Below are 20,980 nucleotides of genomic sequence, written 5' to 3'. Positions count from 1 at the left end.
ACTATCTGGTCAGTAAAATAGCAAGCCACCAACTGTGAATTTTATTGACTATATAGTCAGAAATTTGCATTGTTCCAGTCCAGGTTGTTAGTCTTGCCAGGCTGGGTAACGATTTTCACGACAGAATACAGGTACCTGAATCCGGGAGGCTCTGCTTCCGTATGACCGGGATCTCAAAATTTTCTACAACAGGATTAGAGCCTCTATGAATAGAGCGGATACAAGACCACTGCCTTTGGCCGATGAGAAGCCCACGTTTCTCGAGCGGTTATTCAAGCTTAAGGAACATAACACAACGGTAAAAACCGAGCTGGTGGCCGGTTTCACCACCTTTGTCACCATGTGTTACGTGGTGTTTGTGATACCGGGTATGCTTGCCGATGCCGGTATGGATAAAGGTGCTTTGTTTGCGGCTACCTGTATTGTCGCCGGTTTGAGCTCCATCGCTATTGGCCTGTATGCCAACTGGCCCGTAGGCCTGGCACCCGGTATGGGCCTGAATGCGTTCTTTGCCTATGCCGTTGTGCTGGGTATGGGCTACTCATGGGAACAGGCGATGGGTGCCGTTTTCTGGGGGGGTATCGGTTTTATGCTGCTGAGCCTGTTCAAAATCCGTGAGTGGATTATCAACAGCATTCCGAAAGGTCTGCGAGTGGGTATTACCGCCGGTATTGGCCTTTTCCTCGCACTGATTGGTCTGAAAAATGCCGGTATTGTGGTGGCCAGCCCGGGTACTATTATCACGCTGGGTGATATTACCCAGTTCAGCCCGGTGATGGCCTGTTTGAGCCTGCTGTTGATTCTGGGGCTGGCTTACCGTGGCTTCAAGGGAGCGGTGCTGACCGCCATTGTCGTTGTTTCGGGCATAGGCCTTCTGGCTGGGGATATCGCCTTTCAGGGAATATACTCCGCCCCACCGAGCCTTGAACCTGTGGTTGGTAAACTGGATATCATGGGTGCCCTGAAACCCGAGATGCTGGGCGTTATCGTTGCTTTCATGTTTGTGAATTTGTTTGATACCACCGGAACGTTGATTGCCGTTGGCGATAAAGCTGGTCTGGCTGACGAGAATGGCAAGATGCACAACATGAACCGGGCGATGGTTACCGATGGCACCGCTTCCTGGGCAGGTGCCCTGATGGGAACACCGACGGTGACATCCTATGTAGAAAGTGCTTCAGGTGTCGCAGCCGGTGGACGAACAGGCCTGGTAGCCGTCACTGTGGGTGTTTTGTTCCTGCTCTGCATGTTCCTTTCGCCACTGGCGGCCATGGTTCCCGCCTATGCGACAGCCGGTGCCCTGATTTATGTTGCCGTGCTGATGGCAGGCAGTCTGGCAAACATTGACTGGAATGATCTGACGGAAGCGGGTCCGGTACTGATTACCGCCATTATGATGCCGCTGAGCTTTTCCATCGCTAACGGCATTGCTCTCGGGTTTATCGCTTACCCACTGGTAAAACTGCTGGCGGGAAGGACCAGTGAAGTCAGTATCAGTATGTGGATTCTGGCCACATTATTTGTTCTGAAATTTATTTTTTTCGGGATTTGATTGAGTCATACCCGGCCATGGGCAGTCAGTGAATATGGCTGCAAATGGTCGGGTGGTTACGTGTTGTAATCTCTTTTCATAGCAATAAACCGCCGTATTTCTGGGTGTCTGCTCGATGGTGACCGCGTCATCAACAAGATTGAGCTGGACTACAGAACTGCTATCGGTGGTCATAAACATGCCGAGGTGAGCGTATAAGGCAAGCGCAGCTGATTGCGGCAGTCTATTCTTGGTCAGCATCCTCACCCGGATATTTCATAAACGTGCTCTCACTCTCGCTTGTCCTTTGTCGCTCTAAGGGAGTTTTGCTCAGTCGACCGTACTCCCCGGTACGGCGCTCCCTCACAAAATCCCTTAGAGCGACAAAGTCCGGCGCGAGATTCGGGGCAGTTTATGAAATATCCGGGCTAAGGCAGCGTGCCTCGCTGCCTTTCACTTTCTGCCCCATTTCTTCCTCTTCTTCTAGCAGAACTGCAATTTCTGTCTATCTTTTCTTTACTGCTTCTATTCATCGACAACCTTGATCAGGGAATATCGTTTTAATACCAATTCCATAACCGGGTCAATACTGTTCAGAGTGGCGGCGTTCCCATAAGCCAGAGAGTGATGCCAGCAAATGCTACGAACGGCAGTGATTGGAGCGGGTTATCTCGGTAAATTTCATGCTCAGAAGTATGCCCGGCTGGCATCCAGCCACCTTGTGGGCGTTGCCGATATCAACGAGACCTGTGGCCAGCAGGTTGCCAGCAGCTGCAACACCCATTATTTCAGTAATTACCGGGACCTGATCGGGCAGGTTGATGCCGTCAGTGTTGTTGTTCCTACCGCCCTGCATCACGCCATAGCCAGTGACTTTCTGAAAGCGGGCGTGCATGTGTTGGTGGAAAAGCCCATTGCCAGCAATGTACCCCAGGCTGAAGAGATGATTAAGCTGGCCAGGAAGCAACAACTGATCCTCCAGGTTGGCTTTCTGGAGCGCTACAACGCAGCACTGCGGTGCGTTGCCGACAAGGTTAACCAGCCCCGGTTTATTGAGTCTCACCGCCTGTCCAGCTTCAAGCCACGATCCATGGACATCAATGTGATTATGGATCTGATGATTCATGACCTGGATATTATTCTGAATATGGTGGATTCCCCGATACTGGATATTGCGGCCAATGGCAGTGCGGTTTTGTCAGACACCATTGATATTGCCCAGGCCCGTTTGTCGTTTGCCAATGGCTGTGTTGCCAATGTGACCGCCAGTCGAATCAGTCAGAAAAGCAAAAGGAAAATGCGGATTTTCCAGAAATGCTCCTGTATCTGCGTTGATTTTCAAGCGTTGAAAGTCAGCCATTTCTTCAAAGGTGAAGGGGAGTTGCATCCGGGGGTTCCGGCCATCGAATGTCAGGAGCAGAGTTATGAGGGCAGTGATGCGCTCAGGCTGGAGATTGAAGACTTTCTTCTGAGTGTTATTGCTGCAAGCCCCCCAAAGGTCAGCGGTGAAGATGGTCGAGATGCGTTGCATGCCGCGAATAGAATTTCGGAGATTATTCATAAGACGGGTGTAAGCCTCTGACAGCAAACGTTGAACGGCTGGCAAAGGATAAAATAACCATATAGCGAATAATCGGTACCGTTTTATTGAGTGTAAAAGGGGCACCATGAATCAAAAAAAAATGAATACTATCCCAATGGTGGATGTGCAGGCATGGCATCGGCCAATTCAGGCGCAGTTAGAAAAAAAAGCGCTGGAAGTATTGCGCAGTGGTCGTTTTATCATGGGGAAAGAAGTGGAGCTTTTTGAACAGGAGGTCGCTCATTACCTCGGAGCCAGGTACGCCATCAGTTGTGCAAATGGTACCGATGCACTTGTTCTTGCTCTCCATGCTGCCGGTATAGGGCCGGGAGATGAGGTATTAACCACGGGTTTTACCTTTTTTTCCACAGCGGAGGCCATTATCCAGGTGGGGGCAACGCCCGTTCTGGTTGATATAGACTCAGAGACATTCAATATTGACCCCCTTGAGCTGGAGCGAAGTATCACTTCCCGTTGCAGGGCTGTGCTGGTTGTCCATCTTTTTGGTTTACCTGCAGCGCTTCGGGAGATTCAGGCCGTCTGTGATCGTCATGGTTTAATCCTGCTGGAAGACTGTGCACAATCCTTTGGTGCTGGTTATCAATCCCGAAAAACCGGCAATTTCGGTTTGCTCGGTACTTTCAGTTTTTTCCCCAGTAAAAACCTTGGTGGATTTGGTGATGGTGGTCTGGTCATTACCAGCGAATTAAAAGTCGCCGAAACGGTACGGATGCTACGAAATCACGGCAGTGCATACCAGTACCACCATGAGTGCCCGGGCTACAACAGTCGTCTGGATGAAATTCAGGCGGCCCTGTTAAGAGTCAAGCTGGAGCATATAGAGGTGTTTAATGCTCAGCGACAACAGGTGGCACAATGGTATCGAGAATTCCTGAACGATAGTGAGGTACTCTTTCCTCATGGGCAGCAGGAACATATTTATCATCAGTTTACGGTTGTTTTGCCCACTGGCCGGGATATGGTCAGGAAGCGCCTTGCCGGTGAAGGTATTGCCAGTGCTATTTATTACCCGTTGCCTCTAAATAAGCAAAGGGCATTGGCAGGTAAAGACGGTGAACATGAACTACCCGTATGTGAGCAGTTATCCGAACACTGTCTTTCACTGCCAATATATCCTGGTATGACCAGAAGCCAGACCAAGACCGTTGCCAGCACATTGATTAAAGTGATGCATTAATTATTTAAGCATCTCAGTTATGGCAAGAGAGCCTTTTCGTCAAGTCAAAGCAGACCCTAAGAAATTGCCCCCTGCTGATCCCCCTCCCACGATACCAGAGGCTGTTTGAAAACTTGGAATGAGTCATCAAAAGAACTCTGCAATCCTGGCTGAGACTGAATGGGAGCTGTGCATTTGCTACAAACGAACGAATACGATGAGGGATCTATGAAGATGAATGCATCTCCCTCTCCCGGATACGGTGGAGGAGCCATGCTGTTGGGATCCCAGTATGGTGGAGATGATACCGATGGTTGCTCCGAGCTCTGTTGCTTGTCACCAGTGTGGGAGACTGGTTCAGTACAGATGGCGATCTGTCGTTCCGGAAGTTTCTTGACGCAAGCGCAGTGACTAGAGATGCCAATAAAGGTGGCTACAGGACAGGCAAGACTGGCAAAACCAATAGGTATGCCGAGGAAGGCATAAGCGATTTGGCACTTGGATATTAATGCACCCCCCATGTAACCGCCGAAGGCACCGATAGCACCATAGCCACTCGAAATTTTAGCAGTTTCTTTAACAGCGTGAAAATCACAGCCATAACCGGCCGACCGATGTTCCACTTGTTGTGGCTGTTTGATCACCGGTGGAGTACGATGAGAGACATTCATATGTCTTATATCCTCAGAATATTAGTTATTTATATCCCACAATTTTTATGGCAGTAATGCTGCGGCAAACAGGGGATACGTCTATTTGACTGAATTATTTTGCAAAAGTTCATTTAGAATTGCTTTTTAATATGATTTCATTTGGTTAACTACTTATCTATTGGCAAAACAGGGATCATTCTGGTGACGCATTTTTTTGTGCTTTGCGTAAGCGGTATCTTCGTGACGCTTCTCTTCTGCGCTCTGCGAAATCAGGATCATTGTGGTAGCGCAGCCTTCTGCTCTCCCTTTGGCGCTCCCTTAGGCGCTCTCGGTAAGCGGGATTATTCTGGTAGCGTTCCCTGTTTTTCTTCCTTTCGAATTCTACATAAACGGGATTTCTGCGAAGCTTTCTTTTGAGCTCCCTTTTGTGTTCTGCGTAAACGGGATCATTGTGGTAGCGCTCTCTTTTGCGATCCCTTTGGCGCTTCCTTTGGCGCTCTGCGTAAGCGGGATCATTTCGGTAACGTTCCCTGCTTTTCTTCCTGAGTTGCTCGGCGTAGGAAGGGTCATTTTTATAGCGCTCCCTTCGGTGCTGTGTATCGGTGAGCGCTTTACGAGGCTCCTTTTCGTGCTCAATGGGTAAGGAGCAACGTTCATCAGACTCATCAACTCTTGCCAAGGCTAAATCGTCTGATGAATGAATTTCACCCCCTAACCCTAACAGAGAATAGATTGAAAACCGTTCATTTTCAGGAATATACACGGGAGCAGGATCATTATTCTGCGATCCTGTTGTTGCCGGTAAGTGACGTGGTTGATCTTCTTCATTATCGCTATAAGCGATGACGATCGATCTGTTTTCAAACCGGGAATCATTCAATGCATTGTGAAAAGACTTCGTTGGCTGCTGAAGGTGGTGTTCATTAGTTTTATGAGTACCCATGGCACATAGAATATTTGCTGCTTCTGCTATTTCACGGAAGAAGAGTTGACCCGATGTACCAGGTCCAGACGAAGCGGTATCTTGAAGACAACAAGAAATAGCGTGTGAATCAGAGCAGGCAGGTATATCCATTAGATTATGGAATTATTGAATTCTGCCTTGAGACTGTTCTTTCTGTTAAAAGTTCCTCCCGGACACCATTCTTGCAATATTTGAGTCAACCAGACATTGGGTTTTGCTGCAAATTCGCAGGCTACTCCCGACCAGCCTCCGGGTGGTGACGGAGGCCTCAGGAGGAAGATCACAGACGCAAGTTTTAAATCCCGGTAATCCTGGTTACCGGGTAGATAGTCAGGCGGCAGAGAGTCTCTTCAACGCCTCAAATTTTTCCAGCTGTTCCGGCAAAAAGTTCTGCTCTTTATCCCGACGCAGGTAAACTTTGAACAACATACGGCCCTGTTTGCTCAGGAATTGCACCGAGCGGGTTGCTACACCATGGAAGGGCTTGCTGACCAGGGCGATCACCGCAACATTATCCAGCTTCAGGTGTCCTTTCAGCGGTGTCCGGCGGTCGCTCAGATTGTAATAGCCGAACTTTTCACCCCCTTTCGGGAAATGGCCAACCATTTCAAAAATTGAACCATCCACATCAATCACCAGCGTCAGTTCGCCCCAGGTTTTGATATCCCGCAGGACATCCAGGTAATGGCTGGCATCAATCAATGTCACCATGTCAGCGGGCATGGCCTGAATCACGTCCAGTTCGCTGGCATTGAGCTGGTTAGCTATATCTGCCGGTAAAATGGCCGGGTTTCCGGTCAGAATATCCTGTACCTGTTGAGCCAGAGTCATGCAGCTTTCTCCGTGTTTTTTCCAGCAAAAGGATGTTGTTCAAGAAAATTAATCAGGGCCTGGTGCATGGTGACGTTCCAGAATTGCCCGGGCAGCGTCAAATCGAGAATGCCATGGTGAATGGTGGCCAGGCCATTGTCCTGCCAGGCGTCAAACAGCGGCATGCAGTGCTCGCTCATGCCTGCACCAGCAACATGGTCAAGCTTGCCGATTTCCAACCAGCCACGGTCAAAACCCGAGCCGATGGTGCCCAGCAGCGGTTTATTACCCGTGGCTTTGCTCATCATCATCAGGGGCTTTTGGCCAGCATCCAGGGCCTCGTAATAGGCGGGCAGTGTTCTCAGGCTCATGGCATTGTGCCCGGCAAAGTTACCACCGGCACCGGCACCAAACGGCATGATTTCGGCACCGGATTTTACCCCGTGGTTGTAGATATTCCGCTCCCGGGTATCCCGTCCCCAGTGGCTGACAGTCAGTCGACCCACTTTGTGGGAACTGAGGATATCAACGCCCCGGCGGAACATTTCCGCACGCTCCGGTGAGCTGGCCGGCTCGGGCATGGAGCCATTGTCAATCGACTGCTTCATCCGGCTGGAACCCAGCAGAATGAGTTGATAAAGATCGACACCATGGGCTTTGGATTGCAGGAAGGTGTGCAGATCCTGCTCCCAGTCATCCAGGGTTTGGCCCGGCAGACCGAACATCAGGTCTACGACGACGGCTGCATTGTTCAGACTGCTGACATAGTCCAGCCTTTCCAGCAGGAATTCACCGGAGTCGATCCGGCTCATGCGGCGGCGGATGGTGGTATTAAAACTCTGTGCCCCCAGGGAGAAGCGGTTAAACCCGGATTCCAGGCAGGCTGCGATTTTGTCGTTATCAAAGCCATGAAAACGGCCTTCAAAGGTCATCTCAACATCGTTGGCCAGTGGCAGGGACTCACATACTGCATTGCCAAGGCGAATAATCTGCTCCGGGGTCAGGTCGGTGGGTGTCCCGCCGCCAAAATAGACGCCATGGAACAGGCCTCCCTGAGTCCAGGCATCCTGTGCCGACAGGCGAATTTCCCGCTCCAGATAGTCGACATAGCGGGCAATTTCATCTTTTTTGGTGGTGTTTTGAAAGAAGCCACAGTAAGAGCAATGGGTTCTGCAAAAAGGAATATGAATATAGGCCAGTCGCTTACTGTCCGTGAGCAGCTGTGGGTTAGCAGGGCTATCCATAAGTTGCCGGTACATAGCCTGAGTCTGCCCGGCAGGAACCGGAATGGAGCCGCTGTGGGTGTGGGCTGACTTCTTGCCGGTAAAGGCAAACTTCAGTGGATCAGGGGATGATATCCCGGTCAGCTCGGGACCCAGGGTGTGTCTGGCAACCATAATCGGATCGTTCTACCCACTTTCACCACCAAAATAACGTAATCATTTGATTTTGAAGCATATATTCTATTCGAATATATGGTTGGCACGATTTTTAATCGTTTAAAATCAAAATGTTACCAAGGGGTGGTGAAGGTCGGGTTCTAACTAGCAAAATGAGAATTATTATTATTTTGATTTGTAAGGTGGTGTGCAATTGATACAGATCAACAGATTTCAGGTGAAAAACTTCGGTTTACCACTGTGGGACTGTTGTGGTTACGTGACGACCATGCAGGCCATTTCCGGGATGTGAATGGTCACCGGAATTACCGCAATCATTGGATTAGTTCATGCCTGTGAACCTTGATCAGGAAAATATTGTCTAACTGCGCAAATCGAACAAAGTTAATAAGGTTAAATTGATGAAGCAGTTCAGGCAGTTTTGTATTTCCTTTTTAGTCTCCTTTATTTTGTGTCCCATTGCCCTGGCAGATGAGACTGCGGTAACACCGGATAAATTACACATCAGCTATGTCAGGCAATATATGGCAAACAACCGTTTCTTTGATCGTCTGAATGCCCCCGGATATGGGGGACAACCCATTGAAGCTCAGGTAAGGGCAGGCTGGGCTGAAGCAAAACGGCAGTACAACTGGGTACTGAAGGAGTACTCTCTCTATGAGTCGTTACCCTATCTGGCGTTTTATGTTCCTGCTTTTGCTATTGCTGGAACAGCATTTTCGTACAAAGGAGCCATTTACCAATTTGTGAGGACCAGCTCGGATTTTACTAACCTGTTAGCTTACGTGTCTTTTACGATGGTCGGCACATTAATAGTGGCGACATCTGTTCCATTTACCATGAATGTTTATTACGGAATATTTGCGCCCAAGCTGGCCGAGGAGAATTTGATTCTGGCCTATGGTGCCAAGAAAGCATTGCTGGACAAACGCACACAACATTACATCGAGGATGAGCTGTTTTACAGTTTCTGGCGAAGCCCTGGCGGCGAAGCACTCAACCGGTTGCAGAAAATTCTGGATAAAGCATTAAGGCTTCCGTTTTACTCCAAAGCACTGGTGTACGATGAAGAGAAAATTGAGGAAGCCTTGCAGGACTACCCAACCCACGTAGGCGAACGGTTAAAACGGTTTGTCCATTCCGAGCTGATTTACCAGCAGACCGATTCCTCAATCCATGATAGCCATTACCCGATTTATTTCCTGGGCGCACCCGGAACCGGCAAGACCCATGCAGCCAAACAGCTGGCGGAAGCGATGGGGACTAACCTTGCCATTGTCAATCTCGATGGTGCCTCCATTGATGATATTGTCGGAACCCCGTTTGAAAGTGCCAATGCCAGGGCTGGCAGAATTCTGGATGCGATTGTTGCCCGTACCGATTCAAGCCAGGATATTAATCACCATAATCAGGTTCTGCTGATTGATGAGTTTGATCGGCTCTTCATCTCCGGAAACGAGAAAAGCAAAGATGTACTGTCGTTTATGTTGAAGCTGCTCGATCCGTCCAATCGTTCTTACTACAGTCCTTATTTGAAAACAGAAGTACGTTTGCCTGAGACCATCATTCTTGCCGGTAACCGTGATATTCATGAATTAAGCACCCACGATCCTGAGCTTGAGGCCATTGCCTCCAGACTGGATAAAGTCGTATTTGACGGTTTCGATACCAGCGCGAAACAGAGAATTGCCTTTGAAACCATGATTCCCAATAAGGAAAGGCGTTATCAGTCGGCGGGTAAGCTTTTTGCCGATTTCACCTTACCACAGAGCGGTCATGACATGATTCATGACTTTATTGAAACGGATCAAGACCCGGGACTGCGCTCCCTGGAAAAATATATATCCCAGGTATTTGAGACGTTTGCCCATGGCCTTGCGGCAAAGAGCCGGATTTCTTCCGGGAATAAGGTCGAACAATGGAACGGAGAGCCGGTGCTGGCAGGAGGGTAGCGCTGGTTGTTTGGGGCCTGACGCTGCATCGTCAGGCCATCACTTAAACGGCCAATTAATGGTTCACAACCAGCGGGCAGTGATAGGCCGGGTGCTCAGATACACTGACCTCAATATCGAACACTTGTCCAATCGTTTCCGGGGTCAGAACCTGATGGGGTGTGCCTTCTGCAGCTATCCTGCCATTTCTGAGGATCACAATCCGGTCAGAATAGCGCGCGGCCAGATTCAGGTCGTGCATGATAACCATCACGCCGATGCCCTGGTCTGCTTCCTGTCTGGCCATTTTCAGGGTCAGCTGTTGATGGGCCGGGTCCAGTGCCGATGTAGGCTCATCAAGCAACAGGTAGCGCTGACCATAAGGGCTTTCATCCCAGATCTGAGCCAATACCCGCGCCATATGCACACGCTGGCGTTCACCACCGGAAAGGGTGGTGTAATGACGATCCTGCAAATGCAAGCCATCAACTTTGTTAAGCGCTTCCCGGGTAATCATCAGGTTTTCATCATGGTGACTGGCACAGGGAATGCGGCCAAGCAGGACGACTTCTTCCGCCGTAAAGGGAAAGCTCAACGAGGATGACTGCGGCAACACGCCGAGCATCAATGCCTGATGGTTCAATGGCCAGTCACTGCGACCATTAAGCAGCACTTCGCCGCTGGAAGGTTTTCTCTCGCCACTGATGACTTTCATCAAGGTGCTTTTACCGGCACCGTTTGGGCCAAGCACCGAGACCACTTCCCGGGGCTTCAGGGTCAGATTAATGTCCTGAAGCAGGTGCCTGTCTCCGATCTGCACCGATACGCCCCGAACTTCCAGCGTGTTTACCGCTGCGCTTTCCTTACCAGAGGCCATATCAGACAATCCTTTTACGTTGCTGCCACAACAGTGACAGGAAGAAAGGGGCACCCATCAGGGCAGTGACAATACCGATGGGAAGTTCTGCCGGGGCGACAATGGTGCGGGACAGCATATCCGCTACCAGTAACAGAATACCGCCCAGCATGGCCGAGGCTGGCAACAGAATACGATGGTCCGGGCCAACCGCCAGGCGAATCAGATGAGGAACCACAAGTCCCACAAAACCGATAAAACCACTGACGGAAACGGAAACCCCCACGGCCAGGGCTGTCAGGAAAATCAGGGTCAGCTTGACCTTCTGGACATCAATGCCCAGGTGGCGAGCTTCCGACTCACCCAGCAGCAGCGCGTTCAGCACCAGGCCATAACGGCCAAGAATCAGGACCACCGGGATTAATAGCGTGGCACAGATAATCACCAGATCCCACGTAGCGCCCCCCAGGCTGCCCATCTGCCAGAAGGTCAGGTTGCGCAGCATGGTATCGTCCGCAACGTAGTTCAACATCCCCATCCCGGCACCGGCCAGGGCATTGATCGCCACACCGGCCAGCAGCATTGTTGCCACCGACGTGCCGTTGCTGGTGGTACCGACTTTATACACCAGCCAGGTGGACAGTACCCCGCCAACAAAAGCCAGAATGGAAACGCTGTAGCTTTGCACCAGGGATGGAGCACCGGCAAACAGCAGACCGCCCAGGACAATAGCACTACCCGCACCCAGGGCCGCACCGCTGGAGACACCGACAATACTGGGGTCCGCCAGTGGGTTTCGGAACAGGCCCTGCATGGAGGCACCGGCCACTGCCAGCGAGCCACCGACAATCAGCCCCAGCAGTGTTCTGGGTAAACGAATGGACTCAATAATCAGCGCAGACTGGTTGCTGATGGTGCTGTCGGACAAACCCAGCCGGTCAAACAGTATGGTCAGAATATCACCTGCGGGAATGGGCACAGCGCCCACGCCAATGGACACAATCACCACGACTGGCAGCAGGATTGCCAGCGCGGTTAACAGCAGTGCCCCCTGATGGTTACGACTCATTGGAGGATGGATTACCTTGGTCTAAGTAAAAAGATTTCGCCAGGGACAGTGCAACATCCCCCGTTCTTGGGCCGAGGCCGCCTAGCAGCATATTGCCATCAATGGCGACCACCCGGCCGTTTTGGCCAGCAGGCGTCTGCTTCAGGATGGGCATCTGTTCCAGCAGTTTTGCCGGTGTCATATCCGGGTTACTGGTTGAGCCCGGAAAAATGATGACCTCGGGTGCCAGCAGCAGCATGGCTTCATTGGACAGTGCCTTGTACCCTTTAAACTGCTCTGCTGCGGGGTTGTATCCCCCTGCCAGACCAATGATCGCATTAGCCGCAGTGCCGGTACCGGCGATGGTTGGGGAGCGCCCGCCCATGGTCAGGACAAACAGGACCGGTACGTTCTTTTCATGCTGTTGTTGATAAGCACTGGCCATGGCTTGCGCCTCATCCAGGGAGTCTTCGATGTCGTCCCACAGCGCTTCGCCCTGTTCCTCTTTACCAAGAATACCGGCCAGTGACTTGATCTGATGTTCAATGCTGTCAGCGGTATGCTCCAGGGGCAGGGCTGCCACCGCAACACCGGCACTTTTCAACTGGGTCAGGGTTGCCGTTGGGCCCATGTCTTCAGTGCCGATCAGCAGGGTAGGCCCAAGCGCCAGAATCCCCTCAGCAGACAGCTGTTTATGATAGCCGAGCCTGGGCAACTGGTTGACTTCCAGGGGCCAGGTGCTGGTCTGGTCAACGGCAATCACCTGATCACCGGCACCCAGGGCATAGATAATCTCGGTTACCCCGTTGCCAGCAGAGACAATACGTTGATTGTCGTGTGATCCGTGCGCCAGTGCAGCGTTGCCACCCATGGCAGCAGAAACAGCCACCAGGGCGGCCAACAGTGGTTTAAACGTTTTCTTCATGGTTCGCCTTTACCATCTTCCTGTTCCATCAGCACCTGCGCAGCGTCAATCTTGTGCTGGCTGAAAAACATCATCAGCTTGACCAGATTGCCCAGGGGGGCATCTTTATCACCGGCAATCAGTACAGTGGTACCGGGAGCTTCTTTCACCTGTTTCAACAAAGTGGTAGCGAACACTTCCCACTGCTCAAACTTCTGTTCACCAATAGCCCAGGGCTCACCCTGTTCCAGAATACTGACGGTCAGCGTTTTTGGGGCCGTGGTGACCGACGCCTCCTGCCGGGTTGCCTGAGGCAGTTCCACCGGCAGGCTCAGGGTCTGTACATTGGCGGTGAACAGTAGAAACACCATGACGATAAACACCACATCCAGCAGCGGCGTCAGATCCGCCATGGAGAGTGATGCACTGGTTTCATCAATATCGTTGATGCGAATCATGCCGCTACCGCTCCGGCACGGAGGACGTCTGGCTGGCCAGTCTCTGAGCTGGCACTACCCTTTTCCGTCAAACTCTTAACAGCAGGTGCTGAAGGCGAAGTGGCTAAACCGTCGTCGTCCATCGTCAGGCCTTCCAGCAGCAGGTTAGTGTGATTCAGGGCAAACTCCAGCTTGGAGAGATAATGGTTAGCCCAGACACCAAAACCGTGAGCCGCCGCCAGGGCTGGAATTGCGATGATCAAACCGAATGCGGTGGTGAACATCGCCTGCCACAGACCCGCAGCCAGAATATCCGGAGTGACCGGACCGGCCACGGCGGCAATATCACGGAACATATCGATCATACCCAATACGGTACCCAGCAGACCCAGCATAGGGGCCAGCACACCAATCAGCATCAATGGCTTCAGCCAGGCATTCAGGCTACGCTTCTGCTTCAGCAGCCACAGGCCAGCCACTTCCTCACGCATCGACTTTTCCCAGGTGCTGTGGCTCAGAAGCACTGCAACCCCCTGACGAATGCCTTTGCCCTGGCTAAGATCCTGGCAAAGATTGTCCTTGCTTTGTGCCTGCTTATCGCTGCCACAGCATTGACGCACTTCATTAAACAGTGCGGTCATCCCCTTGCGGTTCATGGAGGGCAGCAGGGCATAGGTCACCAGCCGCTCAAGAATCATGGCCAGTCCAAGGCAAGAGGTGATCAGTAATGGCCAGGCCATGATCCCCAGTGATGCAAGGTGTTCTGTCAACATGGCGTTACCTGCTCAGTAGTAAATGGTTTGCTGAATCAACTGATTTCAAATGCGACGGGAATATGCACCCGGGATTTCACAAATTGGCTATTACGTTGCTCGGGCTTGAATGACCAGCGCTTAACGGCATCAATGGCTGCCCTGTCCAGCACGGGGTAGCCGGATGACTCAAGAATATCGATGGTGATCGGGTGACCCCGTTCATCAACAATTACATCGAGCATCACCACGCCCTGCTGATTTCTCCGTTGCGCCAGTTTCGGGTAGCGGGGTTGAACCCAGTCACGGATTTCCGGTTCACTCACCATCACGGGCTCGTTGCTCAGTCCGGGGGACGGGCTTCTCTCAGTCACGGTTTTTGCCATCACCGGCTCAGTCACTTCAGGCCTGGTCTTCTCAACGGGTTTGGACTTTTCGGTGATTTTTTCCGGTTTTTTCTTTACCGGCTCTGGCTTGGGTGCTTTCTTTTCAAGAACGGGCCTGGCGTTCTCTATCGGTTTCTGGACTACCTTTGGTTCAGGCTCAGGTTCTTCCTGAACAACCGGCTCTTTGACCGGCGGTTCCGGCTGGCTGACCGTGGCAAAGCTCACGGAAACCGGTGCCTGGATAGAACCCATATAAATGGTTCTGGGCTCAGATTCCTGGTGGTCCAGCGCAACCACCACCGCCACATGGGCCGCAACGGATATCAGCAATGTGAAGAAAGCTTTTTTAGGCATGACCAGGAGCGATAATAGTGTTGAATGACCTAACAGCAGCGTAGGTTACTCGAAGCATAAAAGGTGTTCAATAACATGAATGATAATAATTCGCATTGTTTGTGCTAATAAGTAATATCCGCCAATTGTTTGATCTGGAGCACTGCCCGGGCCGTAAAATTGGCAAAAAAACGTTTATTAAAGGTTGCTTACATTCTCGAAAAATCATTTACCTTCGGTGATTGCAGTTATGGTGCTAAAAAGAAAAGAAATATCCCTGCCTGTTACGCTTTTCTACGATGGAGAATGCCCGCTGTGCATGCGTGAAGTCGATCATCTGGCGAAAAAGAACCGCAAAGGTTTACTGAAGCTGGTTGATATCAGACAGGATGGTTTTCAGGAAAAATACCCGGAATTTGACCTGGCAGAACTGGATCGGGTTATTCACGCGAAGCTGGCTGATGGCCGTGTAGTCAAGGGGGTGGATGCAACTCTGGCGGCCTGGGAAGCTGTAGGTATGGGGTGCCTGGTTGCCCCTTTACGCTGGCCGGGCGTCGCCTGTATTGCTGATTTTGGCTACGAACTGTTTGCGAAGAACCGTCATGGCTTATCCCGCCGCCTGGGGCCGATACTGGGTAAAAATGAGTGTAATAAATCCTAGTACTCGGGAACTATTTTTCCAACCGGGTATCTAACAGGAAAGATCCATCTCAAGCCATAAACAGGAACTGAACCAGCGTATGGGCTTGTATCTCAACAGTTAATAATGGAAGTATCTGTATGCTAGATATGAACCTGCCTTTGGTTTCCAAATTCAGCGTTGGCGTTTCAGATTCTACTGCCCCTTCGGCCCGCCTGGCGGAGATTCGAAAGGAAGTGACCGCCTTCTTCAGGCAATGCTGCCTGGCTGACGTGCCCGGCTCCGGCTATTGCCAGACCAAAACCCACCAGCATCAATGTGACCTGTCCTCATTCACCCATTGGGATCACTTCGTCCCCGCACCAGTGAATGCCACACTTTTCCACTTCCACCAGCGCGGGGGATCTTCTGGCAGTAGAACCATCACGATAGAGCCACAGAGGAACCCGACACTCGTACTCCGGCCTCCCGTTCTAAGGCTTGGGGATGCGTCTGCGCCAGGCTCTGTACTGAGTCCTCCATCTGCCAGAGATGAACATTCCTTGCCCGTGGAGGGTGCAGTAGGTGGCAGCAGAGCAGCAGAACTGCCAACAGGGAAAATCTTCCTGCTCAACAAGGTTAAAAAGCGGGCTTTAGAGTTAGAGCAAGTGGCTGACCAGCTGACTAAAGTCGATAAGGACTCCAGTACAGGTGCTCAGCTGGAAGCAAGGCAGGAACACATCAATGCCCAAATAAACGCCATTAAAAGCGCCTATCAGAAACGTTACGGACCGGAATTGATAAAGCAGTTTGCGCTGTGGCAAGCAGCAGTGCGCAGTGCTCTGTGCAACGAAGCTTCAACAAGCCCACAGACGTTTGATCAGCTGAAAAATCAGATAAGTGTCCATCTCGAAGAGATAAAACACTTTTTGATCAAGGGCTATCACGACGAGTGCAATATCCTCTTGCAACAACTGCACAAGGCAAGAACCGCAAAGGACGTCAATGATCGCGCCAACTTTTTGCGGGGTTTGATCAATGCCAACAAGCCGGTGATGCCCAATCAGTTACAGGGGGGCGACGACGACCATCTGTACGGTTACTTTGACGCACTGAGAGAACAACTGGTAAGCCTGCAATTCATTTTGAAAATGCCCGATATCAGTGCTGCGGATCAGCAAAAGACACGGCAAAACATCATGATCATCACGGGAAAAGTGGAAAGAATCACTGAAAGTTTCGAAGCAATTTCCCGTTACGACCGCCTGAGTGACTCAAGCCATTTGTATCCCGCGCAGCTTGCTGAAATGCAACAGACCATCAGAAAAGGCAAGCGCCTGAGCGCCACAACCCCCTCCCCCCAGGATCAGGAGCGCCGGGCACTGGTGGCAAAACTGAAACAGGATCACCCTGAAGTCACCATTGATGAAGATGCGATTCTGGACATGGCAGAGGAGGATTTCCAGCTGGTGCTGGCACTGCAAGGGAAACAAACATTGACCAAAGCCCAGCGGCAAACCCTGCAAAGAAATGAGTGGCAACAAACTGACCGTAACAATCTGGTGGTTAACCGGGGCACTGAAAGGGTCCGCCTCCATATTTATGAAGACCGGTATCAGTTAGTAAATAACATAACCGGTGACATCATTGGCTCACTGACCCCTGATCGCTGGGAGCGAATCAAGCAGCGCCTGAAAGATGAGGGAAAGAGCCTGGGCGAGGTTACCCATCAGATGGTTGTTGATGATTTCAAAAAATTCAAAACATCACCCTATCAGAATCAACGGTGTCATGATGTTCCCAAAGACTAGGAGGCTGTCCGAGAATAGACTGCCCTACTGCGGTGGCAGCAAATTGGTCTAAAAATTCCGTTTTGTTCGGCAAATAGCCCCGCTATTCACCTCACAAAACGGAATTTTTATCCTCAATTTTCTGCCATCCTCGCTACGGGCGCTATTCTCGGACAGCCTCCTAGTGCAGGAGAGCGCTAATACCCATATAGCCTCGCTCTGCGTGAAATACAACCGTAGTCGTCTGTTCTCATATAAAGCTTAATGATAATGATTTGCATTAGATATTTTTTATAATTATTATCCCGCCGTTGTTTATTCTCATTGCGTATTTTTTTCAGCATGAGAATCAGAAGAAGCAGGCGGTCATTGGCGACTGTCAAAAGGCAACTGGTGGCTGTTAAAGCCCACACTGGTACAGATTGAAATTCATGAAATTTTCAAAAAATACGCTGGCGCTGGCTGTGATGGCGGCCACCGTTTCTCTTGTGCAAACCTCGCCTGTTCTGGCTGAAACTGCCACAGAAAGCACCGATAAAAAATATCAGCCGACTCTGATGAATCAGGTTACGGTAACCGCTGCACGTTCTGAGAAGCAGTTGAAAGATATTGCTGGAACGATCGTAGTTATGGACGAAGAACAGCTGGAAAAACAGCTGGCTACCGATATCAGAGACTTGGTTCGTTACGAGCCGGGCATCAGTGTTGGTTCCGATGGTCGTACCGGGTCTGAAGGTTTTAATATCCGGGGTATGGAAGGCAACCGGGTTAAAATTATGGTGGATGGCATAGACCAGCCGCAGCAGTTTGACTCTGGTTTTACTTACCAGCGTTCACAAAGAAACTTTATTGATATTGATGCCATTAAAGCTGTGGAAGTTGTTAAAGGGCCTGCATCAAGCCTTTATGGAAGTGATGCTATTGGGGGTATTGTTGCTTATCAGACAAAAGATCCCTCTGATTACCTGAAGTCTGATGGTGATGATACTACTGCTTCGGTAAAGGGTAGTTACACCAGTGCAGATCATGGCTTTGCAGAAACTTTCACCCTGGCAAATCGTACAGGTGATCTTGAAAGTATGCTGATCTATACCCGAAGAGATGTTGAAGAACTGGAAACTCATAGTGGTGCAGATATTGAAGGTAATGCAAGAGGCGCTGCTGATCCTCTGGATACTGGCAGCAATAACTTTCTGGGTAAATTACAGTATCAGGTGAACGATGATCATCGAGTTGGTCTGACTGGTGAATACCTGGACGCTAAGACTAAGGTTAAGCTGAAGTCAGGAGAAAAACTGCTGCCAGGTGGTACAACAGGCGAAGATATTGCCAGCCGTAAGCGCATTGGTGCCTTTCATGAATGGGAGGCAGGTCTCACTGCTTTTGATAGTCTGAGAACCCAGCTGGACTGGCAAGATTCAAAGATGGACCAGACGACCTGGATCCCGGCCACAAGTAGATACAATGACCGTAAGAATGTTTACTTCTATGGAGAAAAAAGCATTCAGCTGGCGACTCAGTTTGATAAACAGGTTCAGTTAGGTAATACCGAACATAGCTTTGTTTATGGTTTTGATGTCAATGATGTAAAAACAGAAAACAGAAATATCAGTTACGAGACCGGGAAAGATCCTGCTGACAAAACGTACATTCCAAGTGTTGATAAGCTGACATATGGCCTTTTTGTTCAGGATGAAATTACTTTAACTGACCGATTGGTGTTAACCCCCGGGGTGCGATTTGACAGCTATAAGTATTCTCCAGGAGGGGATAAGCTGGAAAAAAGTACAGGGAATAAGCTGACTAGCCGACTTGGTGCTGTTTATAACTTGAGCGATGAGCTTTCCGTTTTTGGTCAGTATAGCCAAGGGTTTAAAGCGCCCGATTTATACGATATGTACTATACCCATAAGGGTATAGGCTTTGATGGTAAACCCTATAAAACCATCTCAAACCCGGATCTGAAGCCAGAGGAGAGCCAGTCTGTTGAGTTTGGTTTAAGAGGTGATGATCATAGAGGTAGTTTTGAAGTTGTAGCTTTTTATAATCGCTACTCAAACTTCATTGATACATTCACTGATATGAGTGACCCAACATACACCGGAGGAATCACTCAAGCACAGAATATTGGTAAAGCGGAAATTCAAGGTGTTGAACTCAGGGGTCAATTATGGCTTGACGAAACAATCGGTGCCCCTATGGGAACAGCACTACGAGGGTCTCTTGCGTATGCTGATGGTGAAGATAAAGAAAATAATCAAAAGCTGAACAGTGTTGCGCCCATAACTGCTGTGATCGGTCTTGGCTATGATGACCTTTCCGGAAACTACGGTGGTGAGCTTGCCTGGACGTTGGTTAAAGGTAAAAGTGACTCTGATGTCAGTGACTCCGAAGTGCCAACAGGTAAAACCCAGTTTAATCCGGCAGGTTATGGGCTTGTAGATCTAACGGCTTATTACAGTCCTGTGGAGGATGTTACGTTAAGAGCCGGGTTGTTTAACATCACTGATAAAAAGTACTGGTTACTGGAAGATGTCCGTGGTCGTAGTTTTGGCGATCCTGAACTTAACCGCTACACTCAGCCAGGCCGTAACTTCTCTGTCAGCGTGAAGTGGGATATTTAAGCATTCTGACCTCACTCCCACGGTCCCTCGTGGGAGTATACCCAAACTTTTGCATTTTCATGGGAAGTGAAAAACCGCTTGGTGCAGGTATGCATTAGCCACGGAGTGTGGGAACGAGGAAAGCCGAGTTCCCTATAGCTTAACTTCCTGAATTACCGGTACTGATACAACAGCTGCCTTATAAAGCTTATAAATGGTAATGCTATTAGTAACCACAAACGTTGCCTCAATCAGACTGCCACCAACAGACCCGGTCAACAGGTTGTGCACCAGCCAGCAGCAGGAGTTCAAAAGGATCAGTGATTGTAATGGAATGCCACGGGTGGAAAACAGGGCCCAGGTGGCAACAACCGAACCGATAATGGTCGGAACTTCATATCACTGCTCGACATTGGGCAGTGTCAGGCCGATCAGCAAAACAATGAACATGGCCATCAGAATTTTTGACTGACTTTTTACCGATGCATAACTGCGCAGGCTATTAATAACCGCACCTATTGCCGCAACGGTTGCCCCCATCAGAACAAAGTGCAGTGCCATCACCAGGCTGAAGGCAGTCATTTGATAGCGGAATTTCACATCATCTTTTTGCCAAAAGGCCATGATGCCGATCAGGAAGGCAAAGCCACCAACAAGCTGGGCAATAAACATCACGGTTTCTCTGTTAATCAATGGCAGAATCCCCCGAAGGAGATTCTGTTGTACATAACGGTAATCAGAAGCCAAACAGTGCTGGGTGTTGATCAGCCACTGAACAGTAAAAACGCCCGGTCAATTTACGAACACATCGATGCACAGCTGAAAACCGACGCCTTCCTGCCACGCAGTCTCTATGAACGATTCAATATTGACGTTCTGGCCACCACCGAAACTGCAGTGGACACGCTGGAGAGTCACCTGCGTATTAACGACAGTGGTTGGAAAGGCCGGGTGATCACGACGTTCCGTCCCGACTCGGTAACGGACCCTGAGCATCCGGATTTTGCCGCGCACATGACGCTGCTGGCGGAACGGACCAGCGAGGATATTCAGTGGGCAATGACCCGAATCTGACCATCATCCTCTTCACACTTGATGAAGATGCGTATGCCCTGCATATTCTGGCTAATCGTGAACGCTCATTCTGGCAAAGCGTGAACACGAATTCTGGCCAGGCGTGAACATGGATTCTGGCTGATCGTGA

General features: G+C 50.2%; 17 protein-coding genes and 1 pseudogene. 8 read left to right on the top strand and 10 right to left on the bottom strand.

The genetic code is table 11. From position 1 onward, the window contains the following. Window positions 1-205: 205 nt before the first annotated feature. The 3 genes from ACO6VE_RS10900 to ACO6VE_RS10890 all read left to right on the top strand — a co-directional run bounded on the left by ACO6VE_RS10900 (window position 206) and on the right by ACO6VE_RS10890 (window position 4,311). Window positions 206-1,552: an NCS2 family permease gene (locus ACO6VE_RS10900; RefSeq protein ID WP_422443838.1), complete on the top strand. Its 1,347-nt coding sequence runs from the start codon at window positions 206-208 to the stop codon at window positions 1,550-1,552. A gap of 616 nt (window positions 1,553-2,168) precedes the next feature. Continuing rightward, window positions 2,169-3,113 (top strand): Gfo/Idh/MocA family protein, encoded by a 945-nt coding sequence (locus ACO6VE_RS10895; protein WP_422443836.1) that lies wholly within the window; start codon window positions 2,169-2,171, stop codon window positions 3,111-3,113. 100 nt (window positions 3,114-3,213) lie between these two features. After that, window positions 3,214-4,311 carry a DegT/DnrJ/EryC1/StrS family aminotransferase gene (locus ACO6VE_RS10890; protein ID WP_422443834.1) on the top strand — a complete coding sequence of 366 codons (1,098 nt, stop codon included), beginning with the start codon at window positions 3,214-3,216 and terminating at the stop codon, window positions 4,309-4,311. A gap of 825 nt (window positions 4,312-5,136) precedes the next feature. On the opposite strand, the gene ACO6VE_RS10885 is transcribed toward ACO6VE_RS10890, so the two are convergent. The 3 genes from ACO6VE_RS10885 to hutW all read right to left on the bottom strand — a co-directional run bounded on the left by ACO6VE_RS10885 (window position 5,137) and on the right by hutW (window position 8,114). Beyond that, window positions 5,137-5,886 (bottom strand): hypothetical protein, encoded by a 750-nt coding sequence (locus ACO6VE_RS10885; protein WP_422461268.1) that lies wholly within the window; start codon window positions 5,884-5,886, stop codon window positions 5,137-5,139. A gap of 351 nt (window positions 5,887-6,237) precedes the next feature. Continuing rightward, complete coding sequence (gene hutX, locus ACO6VE_RS10880; RefSeq protein ID WP_422443828.1) at window positions 6,238-6,738, bottom strand: heme utilization cystosolic carrier protein HutX; 501 nt, start codon at window positions 6,736-6,738, stop codon at window positions 6,238-6,240. Beyond that, window positions 6,735-8,114, bottom strand: a complete 1,380-nt coding sequence (gene hutW / locus ACO6VE_RS10875) for a heme anaerobic degradation radical SAM methyltransferase ChuW/HutW (RefSeq protein WP_422461266.1) — start codon at window positions 8,112-8,114, stop codon at window positions 6,735-6,737. The genes hutX and hutW overlap by 4 nt, the downstream gene beginning before the upstream one ends. Before the next feature lie 404 nt (window positions 8,115-8,518). Between hutW and ACO6VE_RS10870 the strand changes: the two genes are divergently transcribed. After that, the gene (locus ACO6VE_RS10870) at window positions 8,519-10,069 is read left to right on the top strand and encodes an AAA family ATPase (RefSeq protein ID WP_422443824.1); all 1,551 of its coding nucleotides are present in this window, start codon (window positions 8,519-8,521) and stop codon (window positions 10,067-10,069) included. A 55-nt stretch (window positions 10,070-10,124) separates the two neighbouring features. Here ACO6VE_RS10870 and ACO6VE_RS10865 read toward each other — a convergent pair whose 3' ends face one another. The 6 genes from ACO6VE_RS10865 to ACO6VE_RS10840 are packed head-to-tail and all read right to left on the bottom strand — an operon-like array spanning window position 10,125 to window position 14,785. Continuing rightward, the gene (locus ACO6VE_RS10865; protein ID WP_422443822.1) at window positions 10,125-10,925 is read right to left on the bottom strand and encodes a heme ABC transporter ATP-binding protein; all 801 of its coding nucleotides are present in this window, start codon (window positions 10,923-10,925) and stop codon (window positions 10,125-10,127) included. Window position 10,926: 1 nt separating this feature from the next. After that, window positions 10,927-11,973, bottom strand: a complete 1,047-nt coding sequence (locus tag ACO6VE_RS10860; protein WP_422461264.1) for a FecCD family ABC transporter permease — start codon at window positions 11,971-11,973, stop codon at window positions 10,927-10,929. Next, complete coding sequence (locus ACO6VE_RS10855) at window positions 11,963-12,877, bottom strand: heme/hemin ABC transporter substrate-binding protein (RefSeq protein WP_422443819.1); 915 nt, start codon at window positions 12,875-12,877, stop codon at window positions 11,963-11,965. The genes ACO6VE_RS10860 and ACO6VE_RS10855 overlap by 11 nt, the downstream gene beginning before the upstream one ends. Then, window positions 12,874-13,314: an ExbD/TolR family protein gene (locus ACO6VE_RS10850; protein WP_422443817.1), complete on the bottom strand. Its 441-nt coding sequence runs from the start codon at window positions 13,312-13,314 to the stop codon at window positions 12,874-12,876. Before ACO6VE_RS10850 ends, ACO6VE_RS10855 begins: the two co-directional genes overlap by 4 nt. Beyond that, window positions 13,311-14,066 carry a MotA/TolQ/ExbB proton channel family protein gene (locus tag ACO6VE_RS10845; RefSeq protein WP_422443815.1) on the bottom strand — a complete coding sequence of 252 codons (756 nt, stop codon included), beginning with the start codon at window positions 14,064-14,066 and terminating at the stop codon, window positions 13,311-13,313. The genes ACO6VE_RS10850 and ACO6VE_RS10845 overlap by 4 nt, the downstream gene beginning before the upstream one ends. A 35-nt stretch (window positions 14,067-14,101) precedes the next feature. Then, entirely contained in the window at window positions 14,102-14,785 is a 684-nt protein-coding gene (locus ACO6VE_RS10840; protein ID WP_422443813.1) for a TonB family protein, read from the bottom strand. 229 nt (window positions 14,786-15,014) lie between these two features. On the opposite strand from ACO6VE_RS10840, the gene ACO6VE_RS10835 reads away from it, so the two are divergent. From ACO6VE_RS10835 to ACO6VE_RS10825, 3 genes are all read left to right on the top strand, one after another. Beyond that, on the top strand, window positions 15,015-15,425 hold the full coding sequence (locus tag ACO6VE_RS10835; RefSeq protein WP_422461262.1) for a thiol-disulfide oxidoreductase DCC family protein: 411 nt from the start codon (window positions 15,015-15,017) through the stop codon (window positions 15,423-15,425). Window positions 15,426-15,544: 119 nt separating this feature from the next. Beyond that, window positions 15,545-17,194, top strand: a complete 1,650-nt coding sequence (locus ACO6VE_RS10830) for a hypothetical protein (protein ID WP_422461260.1) — start codon at window positions 15,545-15,547, stop codon at window positions 17,192-17,194. A gap of 410 nt (window positions 17,195-17,604) precedes the next feature. Next, window positions 17,605-19,797 (top strand): TonB-dependent hemoglobin/transferrin/lactoferrin family receptor, encoded by a 2,193-nt coding sequence (locus tag ACO6VE_RS10825; protein ID WP_422461258.1) that lies wholly within the window; start codon window positions 17,605-17,607, stop codon window positions 19,795-19,797. A gap of 132 nt (window positions 19,798-19,929) precedes the next feature. Here the strand turns inward: ACO6VE_RS10825 and ACO6VE_RS10820 are convergent. Further along, window positions 19,930-20,448: pseudogene (locus ACO6VE_RS10820) on the bottom strand (YgjV family protein). Between the two features lie 48 nt (window positions 20,449-20,496). Between ACO6VE_RS10820 and ACO6VE_RS10815 the strand changes: the two are divergent. Continuing rightward, window positions 20,497-20,850, top strand: coding sequence for a glucuronate isomerase (locus ACO6VE_RS10815; RefSeq protein ID WP_422443806.1), 354 nt, complete (start codon window positions 20,497-20,499; stop codon window positions 20,848-20,850). Window positions 20,851-20,980: the final 130 nt, after the last annotated feature.

Source organism: Endozoicomonas sp. ALB115 (assembly GCF_049310245.1).
Classification (GTDB): Bacteria; Pseudomonadota; Gammaproteobacteria; order Pseudomonadales; family Endozoicomonadaceae; genus Endozoicomonas.
Note: the sequence above shows the minus strand (reverse complement) of the source record. Positions and strands in the feature narration are given on the sequence as shown.